The sequence below is a fragment of the Acidiphilium sp. 20-67-58 genome (assembly GCF_002255515.1).
In the GTDB taxonomy this organism is placed as follows: Bacteria; Pseudomonadota; Alphaproteobacteria; order Acetobacterales; family Acetobacteraceae; genus Acidiphilium.
The window spans coordinates 38779-60201 of record NZ_NCAS01000015.1 but is presented as its reverse complement, the minus strand read 5'-3'; the positions used below and the strand labels follow the sequence as shown (position 1 = coordinate 60201).

Below are 21423 nucleotides of genomic sequence, written 5' to 3'. Positions count from 1 at the left end.
CCATCATGGCTCTGCAACTCGGCCAGATCGCGCCGGATTTCGAACAGGACAGCTCCGAGGGGCGCCTGAACTTCCACGACTATCTCGGCTCGTCCTGGGGCATCCTGTTCAGCCACCCGAAGGATTTCACCCCGGTCTGCACCACCGAGCTGGCCGAGGCCGCGCGCCTGATGCCGGAGTGGCGCAAGCGCAACGTCAAGCCCGTCGGCCTCTCGGTCGACACTGGCGAGAACCACAAGGGCTGGGCCGCCGATATCGAGGAAACCCAGGGCCAGAAGCTCAACTTCCCGGTCATCGCCGACCATGACCGCAAGGTCTCCACCCTCTACGACATGATCCACCCCGCGGCCGACCCCACCGTGACGGTCCGCTCGGTCTTCATCATCGACCCGCAGAAGAAGATCCGCCTGATCATGACCTACCCGCCGGCGACGGGCCGCAATTTCGCGGAAATCCTCCGCGTGATCGACGCCCTCCAGCTCACCGACGGCTACAAGGTCGCCACCCCGGTCAACTGGACCGACGGTCAGGACGTCATCATCGTCCCCTCCCTCTCCGACGACGAGGCGAAGCAGCGCTTCCCCGAGGGCTTCCGCACGCTCAAGCCCTATCTGCGGATGGTGAAGCAGCCGAAACTCCCCTCGGCGAGCTGAGTCCCTCGCTGTCATGAAAGCTTCATGCCACTGTCACAATGGTTGCATGATAGTCCGCTATCGCGAAACAGTGATTTCGCCGGAACGTCCCGCGGCCTGCAAGGGCCGCGGGCGCCGTTTTCAGGAACAGGTTCTCTCGAGATGCCCGATGCTACCGCAAAAGTGAAATCCGAGCCGGCGGAGGCGCTGGCCGAGCCGCGCGTCTCCATCCGCAACCTCAGTTTCTTCTACGGCGCGGCCCAGGCCCTGAAATCCGTCTCGATCGACTTCCCCGACCGTCAGACCACGGCGATGATCGGCCCCTCCGGCTGCGGCAAATCCACCCTGCTGCGCGTGGTCAACCGGATGTACGACCTTTATCCCGGCCAGCGCGCCGAGGGCGAGGTGATCCTCGATGGCGAGAACATCCTCGCCCCCAACACCGACATCAACCGCCTGCGCCGCCGCGTCGGCATGGTGTTCCAGAAACCCACCCCCTTCCCGAAATCCATCTACGAGAACATCGCCTTCGGCGTCCGCCTGCACGAGCGCCTCTCCCGCGGCGCGATGGACGAGCGGGTCGAATCCGCCCTGCACAAGGCCGCGCTCTGGAACGAGGTGAAGGACAAGCTGCACGCCTCCGCCAGCGCGCTCTCCGGCGGCCAGCAGCAGCGCCTGTGCATCGCCCGCAGCATCGCCGTCCGCCCGCAGGTTCTCCTGCTCGACGAGCCGACCTCCGCGCTCGACCCGATCTCGACGCTGCGGATCGAGGAGCTGATCGCCGAGCTGAAGCAGGATTTCACCATCGTCATCGTCACCCACAACATGCAGCAGGCCGGCCGCTGTGCGGATCGCGTCGCCTTCTTCTATCTCGGCGAACTCGTCGAGGTCGCTGACGCCACACAGATGTTCACCGCCCCGCGCGAGAAGCGCACGCAGGAATACATCACCGGCCGGTTCGGCTGAGGAGCAACGCCATGCCCGAAGACAGCAAGCACATCCTGAGCAGCTTCGAGGCCGATCTCGCCCGTCTGCGCGACATGATCGCGGCGATGGGCGGCCTGGTCGAGACCGAGCTGGACGACGCCATCACCGCCCTCCTGACCCATGACAGCGCGCTCGCCGCAAGCGTCGTCGAGATGGATGCGAAGGTCGATGCCGACGAACGCGCGATCGAGCAATTCGCCGTCCGCGTCCTCGCCCTCCGCCAGCCCGTCGCCGACGATCTCCGCCAGGTCGTCGCCGCGCTGAAGGTCACGACCGACATCGAGCGCATCGGCGACTATGCGGCGAACGTCGCCAAGCGCACCCTCGTGCTCAACCAGTCCGGCACCACCTGGCCGCTCGCCAGCCTCTCGCAGATGGCCCGCCTCGTGCAGGAAAGCCTCAAATCCACGATCGATGCGATCGGCGAGGCCGATCCGGTGAAGGCGATCTCGGTCTGGCGCGCCGACCAGATGATCGACGATCTCTACACCACCATCTTCCGCGAGCTGATCACCTACATGATGGAAGATCCGCGCAACATCACCGCCTGCACGCATCTTCTCTTCATCGCCAAGAACCTTGAGCGCATCGGCGACCACGCGACCAACATCGCCGAGCTGACCTATTACGCCGCCACCGGCCAGACCCTGCCCGAGGCCCGGCCCAAGGGCGATCTTTCGGCCAGCCCCGCGTCGGGCCCGGCCACCTGAGGAGAGACAATCCGATGAACGAGACGGCGAAGCCGTATGTGCTGGTGGTCGAGGACGAGGCCCCGCTGGTTACCCTGCTGCGCTACAATCTCGAAAAAGCCGGCTTCCGCGTCGATGAGGCCAATGACGGCGGCGAGGCGCTCGCCCGCATCGGCGAATCGACACCCGACCTCGTCCTGCTCGACTGGATGCTGCCCACCATGTCCGGCATCGAGGTCTGCCGTCAGCTCCGCCGCAAGCCCTCCACCCGCGATCTGCCGGTGATCATGATCACCGCCCGCGCCGAGGACCAGGACACCGTCCGCGGCCTCGAAACCGGTGCCGATGACTACATCACCAAGCCCTTCTCGCCCGAGGCGCTGATCGCCCGCATCCGCGCCCTGCTGCGCCGCACCGGCACCGTCCCGACCAAGTCGCCGCTGGTCTTCCACGATCTGGAGCTGGACCCCGCGACCCATCGCGTCACCCGTGGCGGCCGCCTGCTGCATCTCGGCCCCACCGAGTTCCGCCTGCTCGAATTCTTCATGCGCCACCCCCGCCGCGTCTTCTCGCGCGAGGACGTGCTGAACGCCGTCTGGGGGCGGGATATCCATGTCGAACCCCGCACGGTCGATGTGCATATCCGCCGCCTGCGCAAATCCATCAACAACGAGACCGATATCGACCTCGTCCGCACCGTCCGCGCCGCCGGCTACGCGCTGGATCTCGACCCCGTCGAGGCCTGAGGGCCTCGCCCCTTTTTACCTGGGCCTGAGGGCCTCGCCCCTTTTTACCTGGGCCTGAGGGCCTCGCTCTTTTCTCCTTGGGCCTGACCGGCCACCCCATCGCCCGCGTCCACCCTGAGCCCGGCCCGGCGCCCTTCCCGATCCCGCCGGATCGGATATGGTGCGCGGCTTTTCGATGCCCGGCCCCACCCCGACAGGACGCCCCGATGGACCACGCCAACGCCACCTTCCTCACCGCGGCCGATCTCACCCTCGCCGCCCTCGCCTTCGTCTCCGGCAGCGCCGACATCTTCGCCTTCCTGAAATTCCACGACGTCTTCACCTCGGCGATGACCGGCAACACCGCCCTGCTCGGTCTCGCCCTCGGCCAGGGCCATATCCTCGCCGCCCAGCGCTCGCTCGCCGCCTTGTTCGGCTTCTGCTGCGGCAGCATCGCCGGCACCATCGCCAACGAGGCCGCCGCCAACCGCAGCCGTGCCGGGCGCCTCTGCCTGCTGATCGGCGCCGAGGCCGTCTGCCTCACCGCGGTGCTGGTCCTCTGGGCCATCACCCGCCACCCGGTCTACGGCCCGCTGCTCTATGTGCTCATCCTCACCGGCGCCTTCGCCATGGGGCTGCAAAGCATCGCCGCGCGGGAAATCAACATCCCCGGCATCAACACCGTCGTCGTCACCAACACGCTGACCCTGGTGATGAGCGCGGTCGGCGCCGCGCTGCGCCGCTCGCTGCGGCAGGGCAGGGCGGATGTCTCGCCCTTCACCCCGGTCGTGCTGCGCCAGTCCGGCATGCTCGGCATCTATCTCGGCGGCGCCGCCCTGTCCGGCCTGCTCGCCGAGACCCTGCCCTCCCTCATCGCCATCCCGGCCCTCGTCGCCGTGCTCCTCGCCTTCGTCACCGCCAGAAGCTTCCGCGACAAGCCGCGCCAGAGCATCATCCGATCAGATGGACTCATCTGATCGGATAAAGATGCTCTGTTGATCTATACGATGGAGCATCATCCGATCAGATGGACTCATCTGATCGGATAATGCTCCAGATCCTGCCGGTCACTCCCGGACCAGCCTGAAGAAATAGGGCTGTTCCATGCCCTTGAAGTCCATCCAGCCCATCACCCGGTCGTCGTCGATCCGGGCGAACACGTCGTTGATTGGTTTCGCGTCGTAGAGCATCGCCGCGTGAAGCCGGCCGCGGAACCGGATGGTGCGCAGCCGCGCCCGGTGCCGCCGTGTCGCGAGCAACGGCCCGGCCAGCGGAAACACCGCCCGCAGGATCGCGTCGCGGAACGGCATCGCCGTCGTCGCCCTGATCGCCAGCAGCGCCGGGTTGACGCAATAGAGTCCGCCGCCGAGGCCGCGATGCACCAGCGGATGCACCGCATCCGGCCCGTCGAATATCTTGCCGTGCCAGCGCGTCGCCTCCAGCATCCCGTCCATCGCGTGCCCGGTGCGAATGCCCTCGCCCCGCCAGCGCCCGGTCATCATCTCCGCCGGCGCCGGCTCCAGCCGGTCGAACAGCGCCACCGCCGCCGCCGTGGTCATCGCCGCGCCCATGGTCGCATCCATCGTCGCGTCCATGCCCATGTCCGTCGTCCCGCCCATCCGCCGCCCTCCCGCGCCTAGAGCACTTTCCGATCCCGCTCGATCGGATGCCGCCTTGTCCTGATGATAACCGGAGCATCATCAATCCGGTGAGAAATTTCCAGTCATCCGAAAAGCCCGCCGGACCCATCCGCGCCCTGCCACTCGCGCCTTGCCCACCCCGGCCCGTTTGTGGTTCAAACATCGACATGAGCGGTACTGACGACATTGCTGGCCTTGGCGCAGGCCTCGGCGCAGGCCTTGGCGCCGACCTCGGCGCTGACCTCGGCGCCGATCTCGCCGCCAGCCTTGCCGCCAGCCTCGCCGCCAGCCTCGCCGACCGTCTGGCCCGCATCCTCGCCGGGCTGACGGCGCTGGTCGCCGCGCGCGGCCTCGCCGCCGGCCTCGCCGGCCCGGTCATTGTCGGCATCGCCCGCCGCCTGTCCCGTCTCGGCGCCAGCTTCGCCGCCGCCGCCAGCAGGCCGGTTTCGCGCCGCGCCAAAGCCCCGCGCCCGCCGGCAACCGGCCCGCGCGCGGACGCGCAATTCGTCTCCCGCGCGGACGCGCCTGACAGTCCAGCGGATGCGCAATTCGTCTCCCGCGCGGATGCGCCTGACAGTTCCACCGCTCTCGCGCCTTTCTGGCACTGCATGCCGCCGCGCCGCTTCGCCTGGCTCATCCGCGTCCTGCCGCCCACCGCCGCGATCGGCGCGCAGATCCGCCATTTGCTCGACGATCCGGCGATGGTCGCGCTGATTGAAGCGCGCCCCGCCACCGGCCGCGCCCTGCGCCCGCTCTGCCACCTGCTCGGCCTCCGGCCACCGCCGCATCTGCGCCGCCCCGCGCGTCCGGGCCATGCCCGTGCCCGCGCCCCACGGAAAAACGCCGCGAGACTCCCGCATCCTCCCGCCGCGCGAAGCCGCGCCCGCACACAAGCGCCGGTCTCCCCAGACGCGCCGCCCTTGCCGCCCTTGCCCCCCTTGCCAGACTCGCCCTTCATCCTGCCGCCAGGCAACCGCACCTGCCCGATCAGCCCCGACCTCCTGCTCGACACCGGCTGACCCCCGCGCCGGATACGAAAAGGGCGGCAACGCGTCGCGTCACCGCCCTCCCGAAATCGCAATCACGATCAAGCCCGCACCCCACCGCCGCCAGCTTGGCTCCTGCGGCGGATGCGTGCGTCAGCCGCGCAGGATGGTGCGCCCGGCGAAGCGCGCCGCCGCCCCGAGTTCCGCCTCGATGCGGATCAGCTGGTTGTATTTCGCCACCCGGTCCGACCGCGCGAGCGACCCGGTCTTGATCTGCCCGGCATTGGTCGCCACCGCGATATCGGCGATGGTGGAATCCTCGGTCTCGCCCGAACGATGGCTGATCACCGCCGTCATCCCCGCCCGCTGCGCCAGCTCCACCGCTTCCAGCGTCTCGCTCAGCGTGCCGATCTGGTTCACCTTGATCAGGATCGAATTGGCCGATTTCGCCTCGATCCCGCGCCGCAGCCGCGTCGGGTTGGTGACGAACAGGTCATCGCCCACCACCTGCATCGTGCCGCCGAGCGTGCTTGTGTAGTGCGCCCAGCCCTCCCAGTCATCCTCGGCCAGCGGGTCCTCGACCGAGATGATCGGAAAGCGCTTCGCCAGGGCGGCTATATAGTCGGTCATCCCGCCGGCATCGAGCACCTTGCCCTCGCCTTCGAGATGATACTTGCCGTCCTTGTAGAATTCGGTCGCCGCGCAATCGAGCGCGAAGGCGATGTCCTCGCCGGCGCGATACCCGGCCGCCTCGACCGCGCGCGTCATGAAGCCGAGCGCCTCCTCGGCCGATTTCAGCCCCGGCGCGAACCCGCCCTCGTCACCGACATTGGTGTTGTGCCCGGCATCGTGAAGAATCTTCTTCAGCGCCTGGAACACTTCCGCGCCCATCCGCACCGCATCGGCGAGGCTCGCGGCCCCCACCGGCTGGATCATGAATTCCTGGATGTCGATCGGATTGTCCGCATGCTTGCCGCCATTGATGATGTTCATCATCGGCACCGGCAGGGTGCGGGCATAGACACCGCCGAGATAGCGGTAGAGCGGCAGCCCGATCTCGTCCGCCGCCGCCTTGGCCACCGCGAGCGAGACGCCGAGAATGGCGTTCGCACCGAGGCGGGACTTGTTGGGCGTGCCGTCGAGATCGATCATGATCTCGTCGATGACGACCTGCTCGCTCGCATCCATCCCGCCGATCGCGTCGAAAATCTCGCGCTCGACCGCCGCGACCGCGCGCTGCACGCCCTTGCCGCCGAAGCGCGCCTTGTCGCCATCGCGCAGCTCGACGGCTTCATGCGCCCCGGTCGAGGCGCCGGAGGGAACGGCGGCGCGTCCCATCGCGCCCGAATCCAGGATCACATCGACCTCTACGGTCGGGTTCCCGCGGCTGTCGAGAATTTCCCGTGCGGTGATATCGGCGATGGCGCTCATCTGATCTCCCCTTTTGCAGTGCAAAAGGGAAATACGCGCATGGGCAGCGAGGCGCAATCAGCGCAGCAAAAACATCCCCTCGACCTCGACCGCCGCATCCAGCGGCAGCGAGGCGACGCCGATGGTCGAGCGCGCATGCCGCCCGGCCTCGCCGAAAATCTCGACCGCGAGGTCGGACGCCCCGTTCATCACCTTCGCGTGCTCGGTGAACGACGCCGTCGCCGCGATGAACCCGCCGAGCCGCACCACCCGGGCAACGGCATCGAGCCCACCCTCGACATGCGCGTCGAGCTGCGCGAGCAGGTTGATGAAACAGGCCCGCGCCGCCGCGGTGCCATCCTCGATCGAAACCTGGTCGCCGAGCTTGCCGCTCGCCGCGAGCGTCCCGCCCACGAGCGGCAATTGCCCGCTGACGATCGCCATCCCGCCGGCCACCACCACCGGCACGTAATTGGCCACAGCCTTCGCCGCTGGCGGAAGGGTGATGCCGGTCGCGGCGAGGCGGGCGCGAATGTCCATGGATCAGCTCACGAGTTTCAGGATGGGGCGCTGGCGCTTCGGCCGTGCGCTGCCGGTCTCCGGCAGGTCGAGCGGCAGCAGCGGGGCGGCGGCGTCGGCCCCGGCGGCCTCGTCGGCGAGGTCGAGTTCCACGAGGTCGGGGCGCTGCGAATAGGTCGCGGCGAGGTGGCGGAACACGTAGTCGAGCAGCGAGGTCGCCTGGCTGATCGCCGCATCCCCCTCCACCGCGCCGGACGGGGCGAAGCGGGTGAAGGCGAACTCGTCGACGAACTCGTCGAGCGGCACGCCATGCTGCAACCCGATGCTGACCGCGCCGGCGAAGGCCTCGGCCATGCCGCGCAGCGTCGCGGAATCCTTGGGCAGCGAAATCATGATCTCGCCCAGCCGGCCGTCGGGATATTCGCCGGTGCGCAGGAACAGCCGGTGCCCGCCCACCGAGACTTTCTGGGTGTAGCCGCCATGCCGCGCCGGCAGCTTGCCGCGCCCGGCCGTCCCGCGCGGCGCGGGGAGGGACGGCGCCTCGGGCAGGATGGCGCAGACCGGCGCGATCGCCTCGCGCATCGCCGCGATCCCGGCGGCATCGGTCACCCCGAACGGATCGGCACCCGCGAGCGTCGCGGCCAGCGCCGACTCGGCACTCCGGCCGGAGGCGGCCAGCCGCGCCCGCGCCCAGCGGGCGAGCCCGCCCTCGGAATCGAGGGCCGAGAGCGGGGCGGCGATCCCCACCGTCTCGACGCCCAGCAGCATTTCCACCGGCCCCGGCGGCAGCAGCCCGGTCAGGCTCCGATGCTGCCGCACCCCGCAGGCCAGCGCGCGCTCGCGCGCCGCGAGCAGCGCCTCGCGCAGAACGGGCAGGGCGCAGCGCGACGGCACCGGCACCGCCGTGACCGGAACCCCCGGCGCGATCCCGCGCGCCAGCAAGCCGGCGGAGGCGATATCCGCATGGGCGGCCAGCAGCGCGCCGATCGTCACCGCGACGTCCCGCGCCGCGGCGCTCGCATAGTCGATATCGAGCCGGGCCAGCAGCAGCGCGAGATCGGCCATGCCGAGTGCGAGCCGCTGCGCCGCCGGACGCGCCAGCGCCAGCGCCGTCACCGCGGCTTCGACCGCGGCGCCGAACCCGGCGGCATCGAACCTGTCATCCTCGTCGAGAAAGCCCGGCAGGTTGAACACGAAACCGGGCACCGGCTCGGCCTGTCCGCGCCAGATGCCGGGGCTCGGCGCCGCGCGGCCGGAGGCAACCAGCCCGTGCAGCATCCCGCCCAGCTCCGCGCCGCGGCCAAGCTCCGCCCCGCGGCCCAGCTCCACCGCCGCCGCCTCGATCGGCGCGATCCACGCCGCTGCCGCCTCGTCGGCGCCGATCAGCCCCGGTTCCGCCCGCAGCGCGACCAGCCCCGCCGCCGCCTGCACCGGCCAGCTCGCGGGGACGATCGCGGGCTCGGGCGAGGCGTCCGGATCGGCGCCGGCCATGAGCCGCTGCAGCCGGATGCCGCGCCAGATGCTGTGCTGCGGAGGGCGGCGCTTGCCGGGGCGATCCTTGATCATGGGTCGAGCCTATCCCGTTCCAGCGCCGGTTTCCAGCGCGGCTTTTGCTTATATTGTGGATATCGCCGGGCGGTTGCACAAAATCTTGTGGATAACGGCCGTGCCATCCGACGGCCCCGGCGGATGGACCGCATCTCCCGACTGTTGTATAGCGCAGGACATGAAGGAAAACCGCGATATGGCGGGTGCCGCGGCGGCCCCGACGCTGGCCTCCCTCGGAGGGCTGCGGCGCCTGCTGGCCAATCCCGGCCTGACACTGCACACGCTGCGCCATGGCGCAGCGGTCGGGCAGGACAGTTTCGGCAACCGGTATTTCGAGGAACGCACGCCGACCCGCCCCGACGGCCGCAAGCGCCGCTGGGTGATCTATGCCGGCGGCGCGCGCGAGGCCTCGATGGTGCCGGCGGAATGGCACGCCTGGCTGCATTTCCTGACCGACGAGCCGCTCTCCGAAACCGCCCGCCGCCCCTGGCAGAAGCCGCACCAGCCCAACCAGACGGGCTCCGCCGGCGCCTATCGCCCGCGCGGGCACGAGTATCGCGGCGGCGAGCGGCGCGTGACCACGGGCGATTACGAATCCTGGACGCCGGAAGGCTGAGCCGCCGCGGCGGCGATCCCATGTTCCTGCTCAAGGCGGAAAAGGCGTGATGAACAAGCGGATTTCCGAAATCCTTGCCGGACTGGTCGTGATCCTCGCGGCCTGCGTCTTCCTGGCCTATGCCGCGTCGCGCACCCGCAGCGTCGGCGGCGGCGGCTATGACCTGACCGCCCGGTTCGGCAGCATTGGCCCGCTCGCGGTCGGCGCGCCGGTGAAGATCGCCGGGGTGACGATCGGCGAGGTGACGCGCACCGCGCTCGACCCGCAGACCTATGCCGCGATCGTGCGCTTCCGCATCCAGCCGGACATCAAAATTCCGAAGGACAGCAGTGCGGCGATCGAGAGCGCCTCGCTGCTCGGCGGCGACTATCTCTCGATCTCGCCCGGCGGATCGGAGACGATGCTGGCGTCGGGACAGGCGATCACCGCCACCCAGTCGGCCATCAATATCGAGTCGCTGCTCGGCAAGTTCGTTTTCAGCGCCGCCAATTTCGCCAGCTCCGCCAGCAAGGCGCAGGGCGGCGCGGCCGACGCGGCGGGCGGGAAATGAGGCGGCTGCGCGCCGAGGCCGTCGGGGCCTTCGCCGCCGCGTCTCTGGCCCTGCTGCCTGGGTCGGTCCTCGCGCGCTCTGGCCCGCCGGTCTCGGGCGCGCCGCTCCCACCGCCCGGATCTGCCATGCCTGAGGGCGCGTTGCCCGCGCCGAACCTGCCGAATGCGCCGGATCTCCCCGGCCTGACCAGCGGCCCGGTCATCGCGCCGCCGTCATCCGCCTCGCCGCAAGCCGCTACACCGCCCGCCGTGCCGGAACAGGTCAAGCCGGACTGGATGCCGAAGCAATCGGCGACGCTCGATGTGCTGTTCAAGGCGGATGGCGCGGTCAGCCGGGTGACCGCCGCGGTCGGCGACCGGCTGACCGAGGGAACGCTACGGATCAGGGTCGGCGCCTGCGTCGTCCGCCCGCCGGACATGCCGCCCGATGCCGCCGTCTATCTCAGCGTCCGGCATAACGCCTCCGGCCACATGCTGTTCCGCGGCTGGCTGATCCGCTCCGAACCGGGCGCCGCGGTGGTGGGCGATGCGGCGGTGACGTTCCGGCTGGTCGGCTGTTCCTGATCCCGCCGACCGTCCGCCGGACCATCATCGTTGCTCAAGTACGGATGAAGAATCGTTAACAAAAGCGGCTGATGCCGATTGATGCGCGGCAGATTGCGGACGCAGGCCCCGCGGTGCGGCTGCCGCTTTGCGATTGGCATTCCCGGTGCGCCGGCGCGAAAAACTGTTTTCCTGCAATCGTTTCCGTGTCGCCCTGCGATCCCGGCCTGACACCGGATTGTCACGCTGTCATCAAGTCTGTGGTTTTATCGCAACACCGATGGGAAATGGCGGCGTTAACGAAAGGATACCCTCCTGAACCGGCCGCACCGGTGCTACATAACGGGCGACGAACGGTTATCCGTCGATGTTTCAAACACGCTCCGGCGCTCGAGGAGAGAAGATAATGAAATTGCGCACCACACTTATGGCGGCCACCTTCATCGCGGCCCCCGCCCTGCTTCCCGCCGCGGCGATGGCCCAGCCGGTGACCGGCCCCTATGTCAGCCTTGGCCTCGGCTACAACATCATGAGCAGCCGCACCGTGAAGAGCGGCCCGGCGGCCCTGACGGGTGCAGGCAAGACCAAGGCGCTGTTCCATAACGGCTTCACCGGTCAGGCTTCCGTTGGCTACGGCTTCGGCAACGGTTTCCGCGTCGAGCTCGAGGGCGACTATTTCAGCAACCAGGTCGCCAAGCTGCATGTCGGCACTGCGCAGTACACTGCCTCCGGCAAGGAGCAGAAATACGGCGTGATGGCGAACGCGCTGTATGATTTCGACATCGGCATGCCCTACGTCTATCCGTATGTCGGCGCCGGCGTCGGCTACCAGTTCCTCGAGTGGAACAATGCCGGCACCTCCGCCCTGCGGATCAACGGCACGCCCGGCACCTTCGCCTATCAGGCGATCGCCGGCCTGTCCTTCCCGATCCCGGCGGCCCCCGGCCTGTCCGCGACCGTCGAATACCGCTATCTCGGCACCACCAGCAGCGTGAGCTATCGCAGCACTGCCGGCAGCGTGAAGGTTGGCGACGAAGGCAACAACATGGTGATGGTCGGGCTCCGCTACGAGCTGTTCCCGCCGGCACCGCCGGCTCCGGCCGCGGCTCCCGCGCCGACCCCGGTCGCCGCTCCGGCTCCGGCTCCGGCTCGCACCTACCTCGTCTTCTTTGACTGGGACAAGGCGAACCTGACGCCGCGCGCGCAGCAGATCGTCTCCGAGGCCGCGAAGGCGTCGCAGACCACCAAGGTCACCCGCCTGAACGTCAACGGCTACACCGACACCTCGGGCGCCGCGGGCTACAACATGAAGCTGTCGCTCCGTCGCGCGAACAACGTCGCCGCCCAGCTGGTGGCCGACGGCGTGTCGAAGAACGACATCGTGATCAAGGGCTTTGGCGAGACGCACCTGCTGGTGCCGACCGGCCCGAACGTTCGCGAGCCGCAGAACCGCCGCGTGGAAATCATCCTCCACTAAGCGAAATCTGCATAAAAGTTCGGAACACCCCGGCAGCAATGCCGGGGTGTTTTCGTTAGAGCATCATCCGATCAGATGGAATCATCTGATCGGATAAAGATGCTCTATTTATCAACAAGATAGAGCACTACATCCGATCCGGAAGGATCGGTAAGTGCTCTAGCACCAATGTCCGGCGTGACGACCGGCAGGCTGAAGGCCGCCCATGCAACGACGACGCCCCCCGCACAAGCGGAGCGCGTGGTCGGCGGAGAGATGATCAGGCGGTGAGGTTCAGGCGGTAAGGTTCAGGCGTGGAACAGCGCCGCGAGGCGCGCCCGGCGACTCGCGGTGATGCCGACGGCGGTCAGATAGGCATCCACCCCGCCCCATTCGCGATCGATCGCGGCGAAGGCGCAGTCGAGATAGGCCGGATCGGTGCGGCCGAGCGCATCCAGCGCACCGGGATCGACCGTGGTGCCCAGCCGCTTGTTGAGGCCGCGGGCGATGTATCGGGTTTCCTCGGCGATATCGATGCGCCGGCCGGTTTCCTCGTAATCGGCGAGGATCGCGTCGTGGCTGACATCGAGCGCCTTGAGCAGCAGCGCGGTGGCAACCCCGGTGCGGTCCTTGCCAACATGGCAGTGCAGCAGCACCGGCACGCCCCAGCCGCTGGCCATCGCCTCGCTGGCGGTGGCGAGGGTCGGCGAAAGCAGGCCGGGAAGGCTGGCATAGAGATCGAGCATCGCCCGCCGCGCGCCGGCGGCACCGGGCTCGCCGGCGAGCCGGTCGATCAGGTTCTGCATCCCGGCGCCGTGGTCGGTGCTGGCGGGCATCTCGATCGTCCGTGCCGGGGCGAGGGCGGGCCAGCGCGAGGCGAAGCGCTGCCGCTCGCCGCTGCTGCGCAGGTCGCAGACAAGGCGGATGCCGAGGGTTTCCACCTGCCGCAGATCCGCCGCATCGAGGCTGGAGAGCTGGCCGGAACGGTAGATCGTGCCCGCGCGCAGCGTTCCGCCGCCGGCGAGCGGCAGGGCGCCGACATCGCGGAAATTGGGCGCGTTCGCCAGCCTGGTCATGCGGCGGTCAGGGCGCTGGCGCGAAGCGCTCGATGCGGCGGAAGCTGCTGCTTTCCTCGATGCCGCAGGCCAGCACCACGCCCGGCTGGGTCGCCGGGTGCTGCCGGGCGAACATGGTGAGGGATGTCTGGTCGGGCGTTGCCAGAACCTTGCCGAAGAGCTGCGCGCTGGAGGCGCAGAACGCCGAACCCTGGTGGATTCCGGCGGTGGACTGCACATTGGCGAGGTTGGTCACGTAGTTGTCTTCGTAGTGGTGGAAGGCGCGGCCATGCCGGGCGCGGAAATAGGCGTCCATCACATGCTGCTCGCGCAGGATGTAGGGCTGGAAGCGGGTCATGAAGCGATCGTATTCGTCGCGCTGGCCGCAGGTGAGGGCCGAGACCATCAGCGTGCTCTTCAGGCCGATGACCTCCAGCGCCTCCTGGTTGGTCGGCGTGAGACAGGCAGAGGCCGGGCCGGCATAGGCCAGGGCAGCGGACAGGAACAGGGCAATCCGGCGCATGCGTACTCCGATCGGCAACGGAAAAGGCGGCCGCCGGAACCGGCGACCGCCTCAAATTACGCCCGGAAGCGCCGGGAAGTAAAGAAATGTCAGGTAAAATTTGATGTCAGGCGGCGATTTCGCTGAACTGCAGCACCGGATGCACGTTGGTGAAATTGCCGATATCGCCCATCACCTCGGCGCCATGGGTCTCGACCGCCTTGCCGAATGCGGCGAGGCTCTCGAAATGCAGGGTGGTGATGACGGCATAGGGCGGGGCCGAGCCGTCCGGCCCGTTCGTGCCGTGCAGCACGGTGGCGCCCTTGAGGCCCATCGTGTTCCAGCGCTCGCCGACCAGCTTCATGTGCTTGTCGTGGTAATAGGCGGTGTCGAAGGTCGAGGTTTCGGTCTTCGGATAGAGAACGGTGATTGCGATCATGGAATATCCTCCCTGAGGAACAGTCTTGCCCGGGTGAAGGCGTGATGCAAGGGGGCGCGCGTTACACTCTGGCGACGCGCAGCGCGTTGGTCGTCCCGCTCTGGCCGAAGGGCACGCCGGCGACGACGACGATCTCCTCGCCCGGCTGGGCGAAACCCTCCTGCCGCGCGACCTTGGCCGAGAGTGCGACCGCCTCGGTCATCGAGCCGACATCCTGCGCGACCACCGCATGCACGCCCCAGACCGCGGCGAGGCGACGGGCGGTGATGGTGCTGGGCGTAAGCCCGATCACCGGGCAGTCCGGCCGCTCGCGAGCCACCCGCAGCGCGCTGGCGCCGGAACTGGTGAAGGCGACGATGGCGCGCGCGCCGATCGTGTGCGCGACCTGCTCGGCGGCGCGGGCGATGGCGTCGGCCGAATGGGGTTCGGGGTCCGGCCGCTTGGCGTCGATCGTCCGCCGCCAGTCATCGTCGCGCTCCACCCGGGCGACGATGCGGTCCATCATGTTGACCGCCTCGCGCGGATACTGGCCGGCGGCGCTCTCGGCCGAGAGCATCACCGCATCGGCGCCGTCGAACACCGCCGTCGCGACGTCCGACGCCTCGGCGCGGGTGGGGGCGGGGGCGGAGATCATGCTCTCCAGCATCTGGGTCGCGACCACCACCGGCAGGCCGCGCTGCTGGGCGGCGCGGATGATGCGCTTCTGCACGATCGGCACTTCCTCGGGCGGCAGTTCGACGCCGAGATCGCCGCGCGCGACCATGACGGCATCGGTCGCGTCCATGATCTCGTCGAGATTGTCGAGCGCCTGGGGCTTTTCCATCTTGGTCATCACCAGGGCGCGGCCGGCGGCGATCTCCTTCGCCTCCAGCACGTCGGCGGCGCGCTGGACGAAGGACAGGCCGATATAGTCGATGCCGTGTTCGAGCGCGAAAGCGAGGTCGGCGCGGTCCTTCTTCGTCAGCGCCGGGATCGGCAGCACCACGTCGGGCACGTTGACGCCCTTGCGGTCGGAGAGCGGGCCGCCGGTGACGACCTCGGTGAGCAGCTGGTCCTCGCGCTTGCGCAGCACCCGCAGGCGGAGCTTGCCGTCATCGAGCAGCAAGGTGGCGCCGATGCTGGCGGCCGCGATGATCTCGGGATGCGGCAGGTTGACGCGGCGGGTATCGCCGGGGGCGGGGTTGAGGTCGAGCTGGAATTCGGCACCGGCCTGCAGCTGCACGCGCCCGCCGCGGAACTGGCCGACCCGCAGCTTCGGCCCCTGCACGTCGGCGAGGATGCCGATCGGGCGGTCGAACTTCCGCTCCAGCGCGCGGATCAGCTGCAGCCGCGCCAGGTGGTCCTCATGCGTGCCGTGGCTGAAATTGAGCCGGAACACGTCCGCACCGGTCTCGAAGAGCTGGGCGAGCATTTCCGGCGTCGAACTCGCCGGTCCGATGGTCGCAACGATCTTCGTGCGCCGATGGCGCCGCAGCCTGGATGCCATGATGACCCCCTTTTTGATCTGTCTTCCTGCCAAGTCCCCGGTGTCCGGGTTGTCGTGTCGCGCCGTCTCCGGCGTCGTGTTACACGTCTCTATGGCAAACAAGCGCGGCGATGACCACCTGCCGCGCGCGGAAGGAGATCTTTTCCATGAACGACGACCGATTCGACGACGCCACCCGCACCGAGCTGGAAGCCGCGGCCTTCCGCCGGCTGGTCGCGCATCTGCGCGAGCGGACGGATGTGCAGAATATCGACATGATGAACCTCGCCGGCTTCTGCCGGAACTGTCTCTCGCGCTGGTATCGCGAGGCGGCGGAGGCGCGCGGGCTGGAGCTGAGCGATCCGGATGCGCGCGAAATCGTGTACGGCATGCCTTACAAGGAGTGGCAGGCGCGCCACCAGACCCCGGCCAGCGACGCGCAGAAGGCGGCCTTCGCCGCTTCGAGCCGGCAGGACCATTGACCGGCGCGGGCGCGCGCTCTATCCCGCGCGTCCGACCGACCCGACGGAGGAAGACAGATGGCGTTCGATGCGGCAGAAACCCAGGAAGACAATGCGAGCCACGGCAACATCGCGGCCGACCGGCTGCGCAGCATCGTCGAGCGCATCGAGCGGCTCGAGGAGGAGCGCAAAGCGCTCGGCTCGGACATCAAGGACATCTATGCCGAGGCGAAATCGGCGGGGTTCGACGTCAAGGTGCTGCGCCAGCTGATCCGGCTGCGCAAGCAGGAGCCGGCCGAGGTCGAGGAGCAGGAAATGCTGATCGACGTCTATCGCCGCGCGCTCGGCATGTGAGTGACCCGGGCGGCGTTCAGCCGCCCGGCTAGTTGAAGACCTGCGCGGCGTTCAGCCGCCCGGCTAGTTGAAGACCTGCGCGGCGTTCAGCCGCCCGGCTAGTTGAAGACCTGGGCGGCGTGTAGCCGCCCGCTCAGCCCCGGCGCAGCAGGGTCGCGGCCTCGACGGCGAAATAGGTCAGCACCCCGGCGGCGCCGGCGCGGCGGAAGCCCATCAGGGTTTCGAGAATGCCGCGTTCGCGGTCGAGCAGCCCGTGCTCCATCGCGGTGGCGAGCATCGCGTATTCGCCGCTCACCTGATAGGCGAAAGTCGGCACCGCGAAGCGCTCGTGGACGCGGCGGATGATGTCGAGATAGGGCATGCCCGGCTTGACCATCACCATGTCGGCGCCTTCGTCGATGTCCATCGCCACCTCGCGCAGCGCCTCGTCGGTATTGGCGGGGTTCATCTGGTAGGTCTTCTTGTCGCCCTTCAGCGCCGCGTTGGAGCCGAGCGCCTCGCGGAACGGGCCGTAGAAGGCGGAGGCGTATTTGGCGGCGTAGCTCATGATCCGTGTGTCGATCAGCCCCTCGGAATCGAGGGCGGCGCGGATGCTGCCGATCCGCCCGTCCATCATGTCCGACGGCGCGATCACGTCGATCCCGGCGAGCGCCTGGTTCACCGCCTGGCGTTCGAGGATCTCGACCGATTCGTCATTGGCGACATAGCCCTCGCGCAGCACGCCGTCATGCCCGTGATCGGTATAGGGATCGAGCGCCACATCGCCGATCAGGCCGAGTTCGGGGAATTCGCGCTTGAGCAGCCGGGCGGCCTGGCACATCAGGTTGTCCGGGTTCAGCGCCTCGGTGCCCTCGGGGTTCTTGAGTTCCGGCGGGGTCGCGGGAAACAGGGCGATGGCCGGAATGCCGAGCCTTGCTGCCGGCTCGACATGGGCGGCGAGGCGGTCGAGCCCCACCCGCACGACGCCCGGCATGGTCGCCACCGGGGTCGGCTCGCCATCGCCGGCGCGGACGAAAATCGGCCAGATCAGGTTGTCGACCGACAGCGTGGTCTCGGCGACCATGCGCCGCGTCCAGCCATCGCGGCGGTTGCGGCGCAGGCGGGTGGTCGGAAAGCTGCCGGTGATCATCGCTGCTCCTCGTGCGCGTTACATGATTAACGAATTGCGCATGGGCGGGGCCGACGCAAGAGGTGCCCGCCGCGCGCCGCCTATGCGTTGCCGCCCTCGATCGCGGCGATGACCGCCGCCGTCACTGCGGCCGTGGTGGCGGTGCCGCCGAGATCGCGGGTGCGGATGCCGGCCTCGGTCACCCGCTCCACCGCCGCCATCAGACGCCGCGCCGCATCCGCCTCGCCGAGATGCTCCAGCATCTGCGCCGCCGTCCAGAACGCGCCGACCGGATTGGCGATGCCCTTGCCGGTGATGTCGAAGGCGGAGCCGTGGATCGGCTCGAACATCGAGGGGTAGGTCCGCTCCGGGTTGAGGTTGGCCGTCGGCGCGATGCCGATCGAGCCGGCGAGAGCGGCGGCGAGGTCGGAGAGGATGTCAGCGTGCAGGTTGGTCGCGACCACCGTGTCGATGCTCGCCGGATCGTGGACCATGCGCACCGTCATCGCATCGACCAGCATCCGGTCCCACGTCACCGTGGGGAAGTCGCGCGCGGTGGCGGCGGCGACCTCGTCCCACAGCACCATGCCGTGGCGCTGCGCGTTCGACTTGGTGACGACGGTGAGGTGCCGGCGCGGGCGCGATGCGGCGAGGGCGAAGGCGAAGCGCATGATCCGCGCGACCCCGGCGCGGGTGAAGATCGCGACCTCGGTCGCGACCTCCTCGGCGTGGCCGCGATGCGAGCGGCCGCCCTGGCCGGCATATTCGCCCTCGCTGTTCTCGCGCACGATCACCCAGTCGAGATCCGCCGGGGCGCAGTGGCGCAGCGGCGAGGCGAGGCCGCGCAGCACCCGGGTCGGGCGGACATTGGCATATTGGTCGAACCCCTGGCAGATCGCGAGGCGCAGGCCCCAGAGGGTGACATGGTCGGGGATGTCCGGCGCGCCGACGGCGCCGAAATAAAGCGCGTCGAACGTTTTCAGCCGCTCCAGCGCGCCATCCGGCATCATCACGCCGTGGCGGCGGTAATGCGCCGAGCCGTAATCGAAGCTGGTGACGTCGAGCGCGAAGCCGCCATCGCGGCGGGCGAGGGCGGCGAGCACGTCGAGCCCGGCGCCGATCACCTCGGGGCCGATGCCATCGCCGGGGATGGCGGCGATCCGGTGGGTCTTCATGGCGCGGGCTCCTGTGCTGCGATCGGGGCATCCAGCGCCATCTTGCCCGACGGGCGGGCGCGGCGCATCGTCGATCCCGGTACCATGACTCGCGCCGGGGCAAAACCGGCTTCACCGGAGGACGCGGCAGGCAATGGTGACGACGCTGACCCATACCGGCTTCGCCGCCTGGCTCATCATCGTCGGGCTCGGCTTCTTCTTCGGCCTCGCCTACGAGGATTTCAACGCCCGCGCCGGCAGCCGCAGGCCCGGCGGGGTGCGCAGCTTCCCGCTGCTCGCCCTTGCCGGCGGCGTGCTCTACGCGCTCGATCCCGCGCCGCCGCTGCTGCTCGGCACCGGGCTCGCCGTGCTCGGTCTCTGGCTCGGCCTCTATTACTGGCGCGGGATGGAGGAGCTTGCGCCGGACGGGTCGCGCAATGTCGGGCTGATGGCGCCGCTGTCCAACCTGGTCGCCTTCCTGATCGGCCCGCTGGCGCTGGCCGGGCCGTTCTGGATGGCGGTGGGGCTCACCGTCGCGGCGACGCTGCTGCTGACGGCGCGCGAGACGCTGCACGGCCTCGCGCGCGGGATCGACCTCGCCGAGATCGTCAATGCCGGGCGGTTCTTGCTGATCACCGGCCTCGTGCTGCCGCTGCTGCCGGACCGGCCGGTGACGACGATCACCCGCGTCACCCCGCACGAGGCGTGGCTGGCGATGGTCGCGGTCTCGTCGATCTCATATGCGAGCTACCTGCTGCGCCGCTACGTGGTGCCGCGCGGCTCGGGGCTGCTGGTCGCCTTTCTCGGCGGCATCTATTCCTCGACCGTGACCACCGTGGTGCTCGCCCGCCGCGCCGGCGCCGAGGCGGGGGCGGTGGTCGAGGCGCAGAGCGGCATCGTGGTGGCGAACGCGGTGATGTATCCGCGGCTGCTCGCGGTGATCCTGCTGTTCAACCCGGACATGGCGCTGGCGCTGGCGCCGTGGATGCTCGCGGTCGGCGCCTTTGGCGGGCTGATCGCGCTCGGCTGGTACCGGCTGCGCGACCGCAAGACGGCCGTCCCGCCGATCGCCAATGTCTCCAACCCGCTCGGCCTCGGCACCGCGGCGACGTTCGGGGTGCTGTTCGTCATCGTCTCGATCCTCGCCTCGGTGACGATGCGGATCTATGGCAGTTCCGGGCTTTACACCCTGGCCGGCATCGTCGGCGTGACCGATATCAACCCCTTCATCATCAGCCTCGCGACGCATGGCGCAGGCGCCGCGCCGGACCCGGTGGAGATGGCCGCTGTGCTGATCGCCACCGGCTCGAACCATATCTTCCACGCGATCTATGCCAGCGTCTATTCGCGGGGTGCGACTGGCGCGCCGCTGGTCGTGTTCATGGCGCTGATGGCGGCGGCGAGCCTCGGCGCGGCAATTCTGGTGCATTGACCCCGCGCGCCGCGCGGGCGCAGGGTTGGGAGGGCGGTCCGACCGGGATCGCGGAGGGGTGTGATGGTGGCTGAGAGCGTGGCCCGACCCGCTGCCAGAGCCGAAGCCGAAGTCGAAGCTGGTGCCGAAGCCGAAGCCGAAGCCGAAGCCAAAGCCAAAGCCAAAGCCAAAGCCAAAGCCAAAGCCAAAGCCAAAGCCAAAGCCAAAGCCAAAGCCAAAGCCAAAGCCGGGGCGGCGGCGCGCCGGCCGCTTTTGCGCGCGCGCACGGCCTGGCGGCGGATCGTCGCCGCGGGCTGCGCCGAGCTTGGCCGCGAGGCTGCCAGCGATGCCGATTCGGTGCATCGCCGCCGGGTCGCGATCCGCCGGCTGCGCAGCGTGCTGGCCCTGTTCGCCCCCTGCCTCGATAAGGTTGAGCGGCGACGCTACGATGTCGCGCTGCGCGAGCTTGGCCGCGCCTATGGCCTGGTGCGGGACTGGGATGTGGCCTGCCTGAGATCCTTCCCGGCGGCGATGGAGGGGGGGGATGCGGCGGCAGTGGCGGCGCTGCTGGCGGCGTCGGATGCGGCGCGGCAGGAGGCGCGCGCCGCACTCGCGGCGAGCGGGGCGGCGGCGGAATGCGCCGATCTCGCCGGCGATATCGCAAGCTGGGCCGCCGGACCCACGGTGCTCGACCCGGCGGTGCGGTTCCGCCCGATCGCGACGATCGGCCCCGTCCTGCTGCGCCGGCTGGACCGGCTTGCCCGCCGGCGCGGCCGGGGCATCGATCGGCTCTCGGCGAAGGAGCTGCACGCGCTGCGCCGGGCACTGAAGCGGGCGAACTATGCCGCCGAGGCGCTGGAGGGTGTCGCACCCGGCCTAGCACTCGGCGCGTTCCGCACCACCGCCGGGGCAGCGCTGGACCAGCTCGGCCGGTTCAACGATGCCGGGGTTGCGCGCGGGTTGGCGGATGCGCTCGCCTCCCGCGATGCGCTCGGGACCGAAGATGCAGCCGGGCAGGGGGCGGCCCCGGTGCGGCGCTGGGCGAAGCGGCGGGCGCGCAAGGCGCGGCGGCGCCTGGAACCGGCCTGGAAGGCGTTCCGCGCAGCGCCCCGCCCCTGGTCGTAGAGGATCATCCGATCAGATGGAGCCATCTGGTCGGAACGTGCCCAGGCAC

General features: G+C 69.1%; 24 protein-coding genes. 14 read left to right on the top strand and 10 right to left on the bottom strand.

The window, feature by feature from the left end; translation table 11 throughout:
- Nucleotides 1-5 precede the first annotated feature (5 nt).
- The 5 genes from B7Z76_RS07870 to B7Z76_RS07850 all read left to right on the top strand — a co-directional run bounded on the left by B7Z76_RS07870 (nt 6) and on the right by B7Z76_RS07850 (nt 4010).
- Entirely contained in the window at nt 6-653 is a 648-nt protein-coding gene (locus B7Z76_RS07870) for a peroxiredoxin (protein WP_174504259.1), read from the top strand.
- Nucleotides 654-794: 141 nt separating this feature from the next.
- Nucleotides 795-1598: a phosphate ABC transporter ATP-binding protein PstB gene (gene pstB, locus B7Z76_RS07865; RefSeq protein ID WP_174504260.1), complete on the top strand. Its 804-nt coding sequence runs from the start codon at nt 795-797 to the stop codon at nt 1596-1598.
- A gap of 11 nt (nt 1599-1609) precedes the next feature.
- Nucleotides 1610-2329 carry a phosphate signaling complex protein PhoU gene (phoU, locus tag B7Z76_RS07860; protein ID WP_174504261.1) on the top strand — a complete coding sequence of 240 codons (720 nt, stop codon included), beginning with the start codon at nt 1610-1612 and terminating at the stop codon, nt 2327-2329.
- 14 nt (nt 2330-2343) lie between these two features.
- On the top strand, nt 2344-3054 hold the full coding sequence (gene phoB, locus B7Z76_RS07855; RefSeq protein ID WP_174504262.1) for a phosphate regulon transcriptional regulator PhoB: 711 nt from the start codon (nt 2344-2346) through the stop codon (nt 3052-3054).
- A 206-nt stretch (nt 3055-3260) separates the two neighbouring features.
- Complete coding sequence (locus tag B7Z76_RS07850) at nt 3261-4010, top strand: YoaK family protein (RefSeq protein WP_291343176.1); 750 nt, start codon at nt 3261-3263, stop codon at nt 4008-4010.
- Between the two features lie 90 nt (nt 4011-4100).
- Here the strand turns inward: B7Z76_RS07850 and B7Z76_RS07845 are convergent, their stop codons facing one another.
- Complete coding sequence (locus tag B7Z76_RS07845) at nt 4101-4652, bottom strand: DUF4334 domain-containing protein (protein WP_201712629.1); 552 nt, start codon at nt 4650-4652, stop codon at nt 4101-4103.
- 188 nt (nt 4653-4840) lie between these two features.
- Here B7Z76_RS07845 and B7Z76_RS07840 point away from each other — a divergent pair, with 188 nt between their 5' ends.
- A complete protein-coding gene (locus B7Z76_RS07840) occupies nt 4841-5692 on the top strand; it encodes a hypothetical protein (RefSeq protein WP_291343172.1) in 852 nt (283 codons plus the stop codon).
- 120 nt (nt 5693-5812) lie between these two features.
- On the opposite strand, the gene eno is transcribed toward B7Z76_RS07840, so the two are convergent.
- The 3 genes from eno to B7Z76_RS07825 are packed head-to-tail and all read right to left on the bottom strand — an operon-like array spanning nt 5813 to nt 9154.
- Nucleotides 5813-7090: a phosphopyruvate hydratase gene (gene eno, locus B7Z76_RS07835; RefSeq protein WP_174504264.1), complete on the bottom strand. Its 1278-nt coding sequence runs from the start codon at nt 7088-7090 to the stop codon at nt 5813-5815.
- Nucleotides 7091-7147: 57 nt separating this feature from the next.
- On the bottom strand, nt 7148-7609 hold the full coding sequence (locus B7Z76_RS07830; protein ID WP_174504265.1) for a RidA family protein: 462 nt from the start codon (nt 7607-7609) through the stop codon (nt 7148-7150).
- Between the two features lie 3 nt (nt 7610-7612).
- On the bottom strand, nt 7613-9154 hold the full coding sequence (locus B7Z76_RS07825) for a TSCPD domain-containing protein (RefSeq protein WP_291343169.1): 1542 nt from the start codon (nt 9152-9154) through the stop codon (nt 7613-7615).
- Nucleotides 9155-9314: 160 nt separating this feature from the next.
- Here B7Z76_RS07825 and B7Z76_RS07820 point away from each other — a divergent pair, with 160 nt between their 5' ends.
- From B7Z76_RS07820 to B7Z76_RS07805, 4 genes are all read left to right on the top strand, one after another.
- The gene (locus B7Z76_RS07820; protein WP_371808638.1) at nt 9315-9752 is read left to right on the top strand and encodes an NADH:ubiquinone oxidoreductase subunit NDUFA12; all 438 of its coding nucleotides are present in this window, start codon (nt 9315-9317) and stop codon (nt 9750-9752) included.
- A 49-nt stretch (nt 9753-9801) separates the two neighbouring features.
- Nucleotides 9802-10302, top strand: a complete 501-nt coding sequence (gene mlaD, locus B7Z76_RS07815) for an outer membrane lipid asymmetry maintenance protein MlaD (protein ID WP_174504918.1) — start codon at nt 9802-9804, stop codon at nt 10300-10302.
- Nucleotides 10299-10865: a DUF2155 domain-containing protein gene (locus tag B7Z76_RS07810; RefSeq protein ID WP_174504267.1), complete on the top strand. Its 567-nt coding sequence runs from the start codon at nt 10299-10301 to the stop codon at nt 10863-10865. The genes mlaD and B7Z76_RS07810 overlap by 4 nt, the downstream gene beginning before the upstream one ends.
- A gap of 385 nt (nt 10866-11250) precedes the next feature.
- The gene (locus B7Z76_RS07805; RefSeq protein WP_174504268.1) at nt 11251-12321 is read left to right on the top strand and encodes an OmpA family protein; all 1071 of its coding nucleotides are present in this window, start codon (nt 11251-11253) and stop codon (nt 12319-12321) included.
- A gap of 287 nt (nt 12322-12608) precedes the next feature.
- Here B7Z76_RS07805 and B7Z76_RS07800 read toward each other — a convergent pair whose 3' ends face one another.
- The 4 genes from B7Z76_RS07800 to pyk form a co-directional block, all read right to left on the bottom strand.
- Nucleotides 12609-13376, bottom strand: coding sequence for a tyrosine-protein phosphatase (locus B7Z76_RS07800; RefSeq protein ID WP_291343167.1), 768 nt, complete (start codon nt 13374-13376; stop codon nt 12609-12611).
- A gap of 7 nt (nt 13377-13383) precedes the next feature.
- Nucleotides 13384-13878 carry a hypothetical protein gene (locus tag B7Z76_RS07795; protein ID WP_174504270.1) on the bottom strand — a complete coding sequence of 165 codons (495 nt, stop codon included), beginning with the start codon at nt 13876-13878 and terminating at the stop codon, nt 13384-13386.
- Nucleotides 13879-13984: 106 nt separating this feature from the next.
- Nucleotides 13985-14296, bottom strand: coding sequence for an EthD family reductase (locus tag B7Z76_RS07790; RefSeq protein ID WP_174504271.1), 312 nt, complete (start codon nt 14294-14296; stop codon nt 13985-13987).
- 61 nt (nt 14297-14357) lie between these two features.
- A complete protein-coding gene (gene pyk / locus B7Z76_RS07785; RefSeq protein ID WP_174504272.1) occupies nt 14358-15782 on the bottom strand; it encodes a pyruvate kinase in 1425 nt (474 codons plus the stop codon).
- Nucleotides 15783-15928: 146 nt separating this feature from the next.
- Between pyk and B7Z76_RS07780 the strand changes: the two genes are divergently transcribed.
- Both B7Z76_RS07780 and B7Z76_RS07775 read left to right on the top strand, forming a co-directional pair.
- A complete protein-coding gene (locus B7Z76_RS07780) occupies nt 15929-16243 on the top strand; it encodes a DUF1244 domain-containing protein (RefSeq protein WP_174504273.1) in 315 nt (104 codons plus the stop codon).
- 57 nt (nt 16244-16300) lie between these two features.
- A complete protein-coding gene (locus B7Z76_RS07775; RefSeq protein WP_007422238.1) occupies nt 16301-16576 on the top strand; it encodes a DUF2312 domain-containing protein in 276 nt (91 codons plus the stop codon).
- A gap of 133 nt (nt 16577-16709) precedes the next feature.
- On the opposite strand, the gene hemB is transcribed toward B7Z76_RS07775, so the two are convergent.
- Both hemB and B7Z76_RS07765 read right to left on the bottom strand, forming a co-directional pair.
- On the bottom strand, nt 16710-17705 hold the full coding sequence (hemB, locus tag B7Z76_RS07770; RefSeq protein WP_174504274.1) for a porphobilinogen synthase: 996 nt from the start codon (nt 17703-17705) through the stop codon (nt 16710-16712).
- An 80-nt stretch (nt 17706-17785) separates the two neighbouring features.
- A complete protein-coding gene (locus tag B7Z76_RS07765) occupies nt 17786-18859 on the bottom strand; it encodes a tartrate dehydrogenase (RefSeq protein ID WP_174504275.1) in 1074 nt (357 codons plus the stop codon).
- A gap of 133 nt (nt 18860-18992) precedes the next feature.
- On the opposite strand from B7Z76_RS07765, the gene B7Z76_RS07760 reads away from it, so the two are divergent.
- Together B7Z76_RS07760 and B7Z76_RS07755 are read left to right on the top strand one after the other, a co-directional pair.
- Complete coding sequence (locus B7Z76_RS07760; protein WP_174504276.1) at nt 18993-20270, top strand: DUF4010 domain-containing protein; 1278 nt, start codon at nt 18993-18995, stop codon at nt 20268-20270.
- Nucleotides 20271-20333: 63 nt separating this feature from the next.
- Nucleotides 20334-21374 (top strand): CHAD domain-containing protein, encoded by a 1041-nt coding sequence (locus B7Z76_RS07755; RefSeq protein WP_291343156.1) that lies wholly within the window; start codon nt 20334-20336, stop codon nt 21372-21374.
- The last annotated feature ends 49 nt before the right edge of the window (nt 21375-21423 follow it).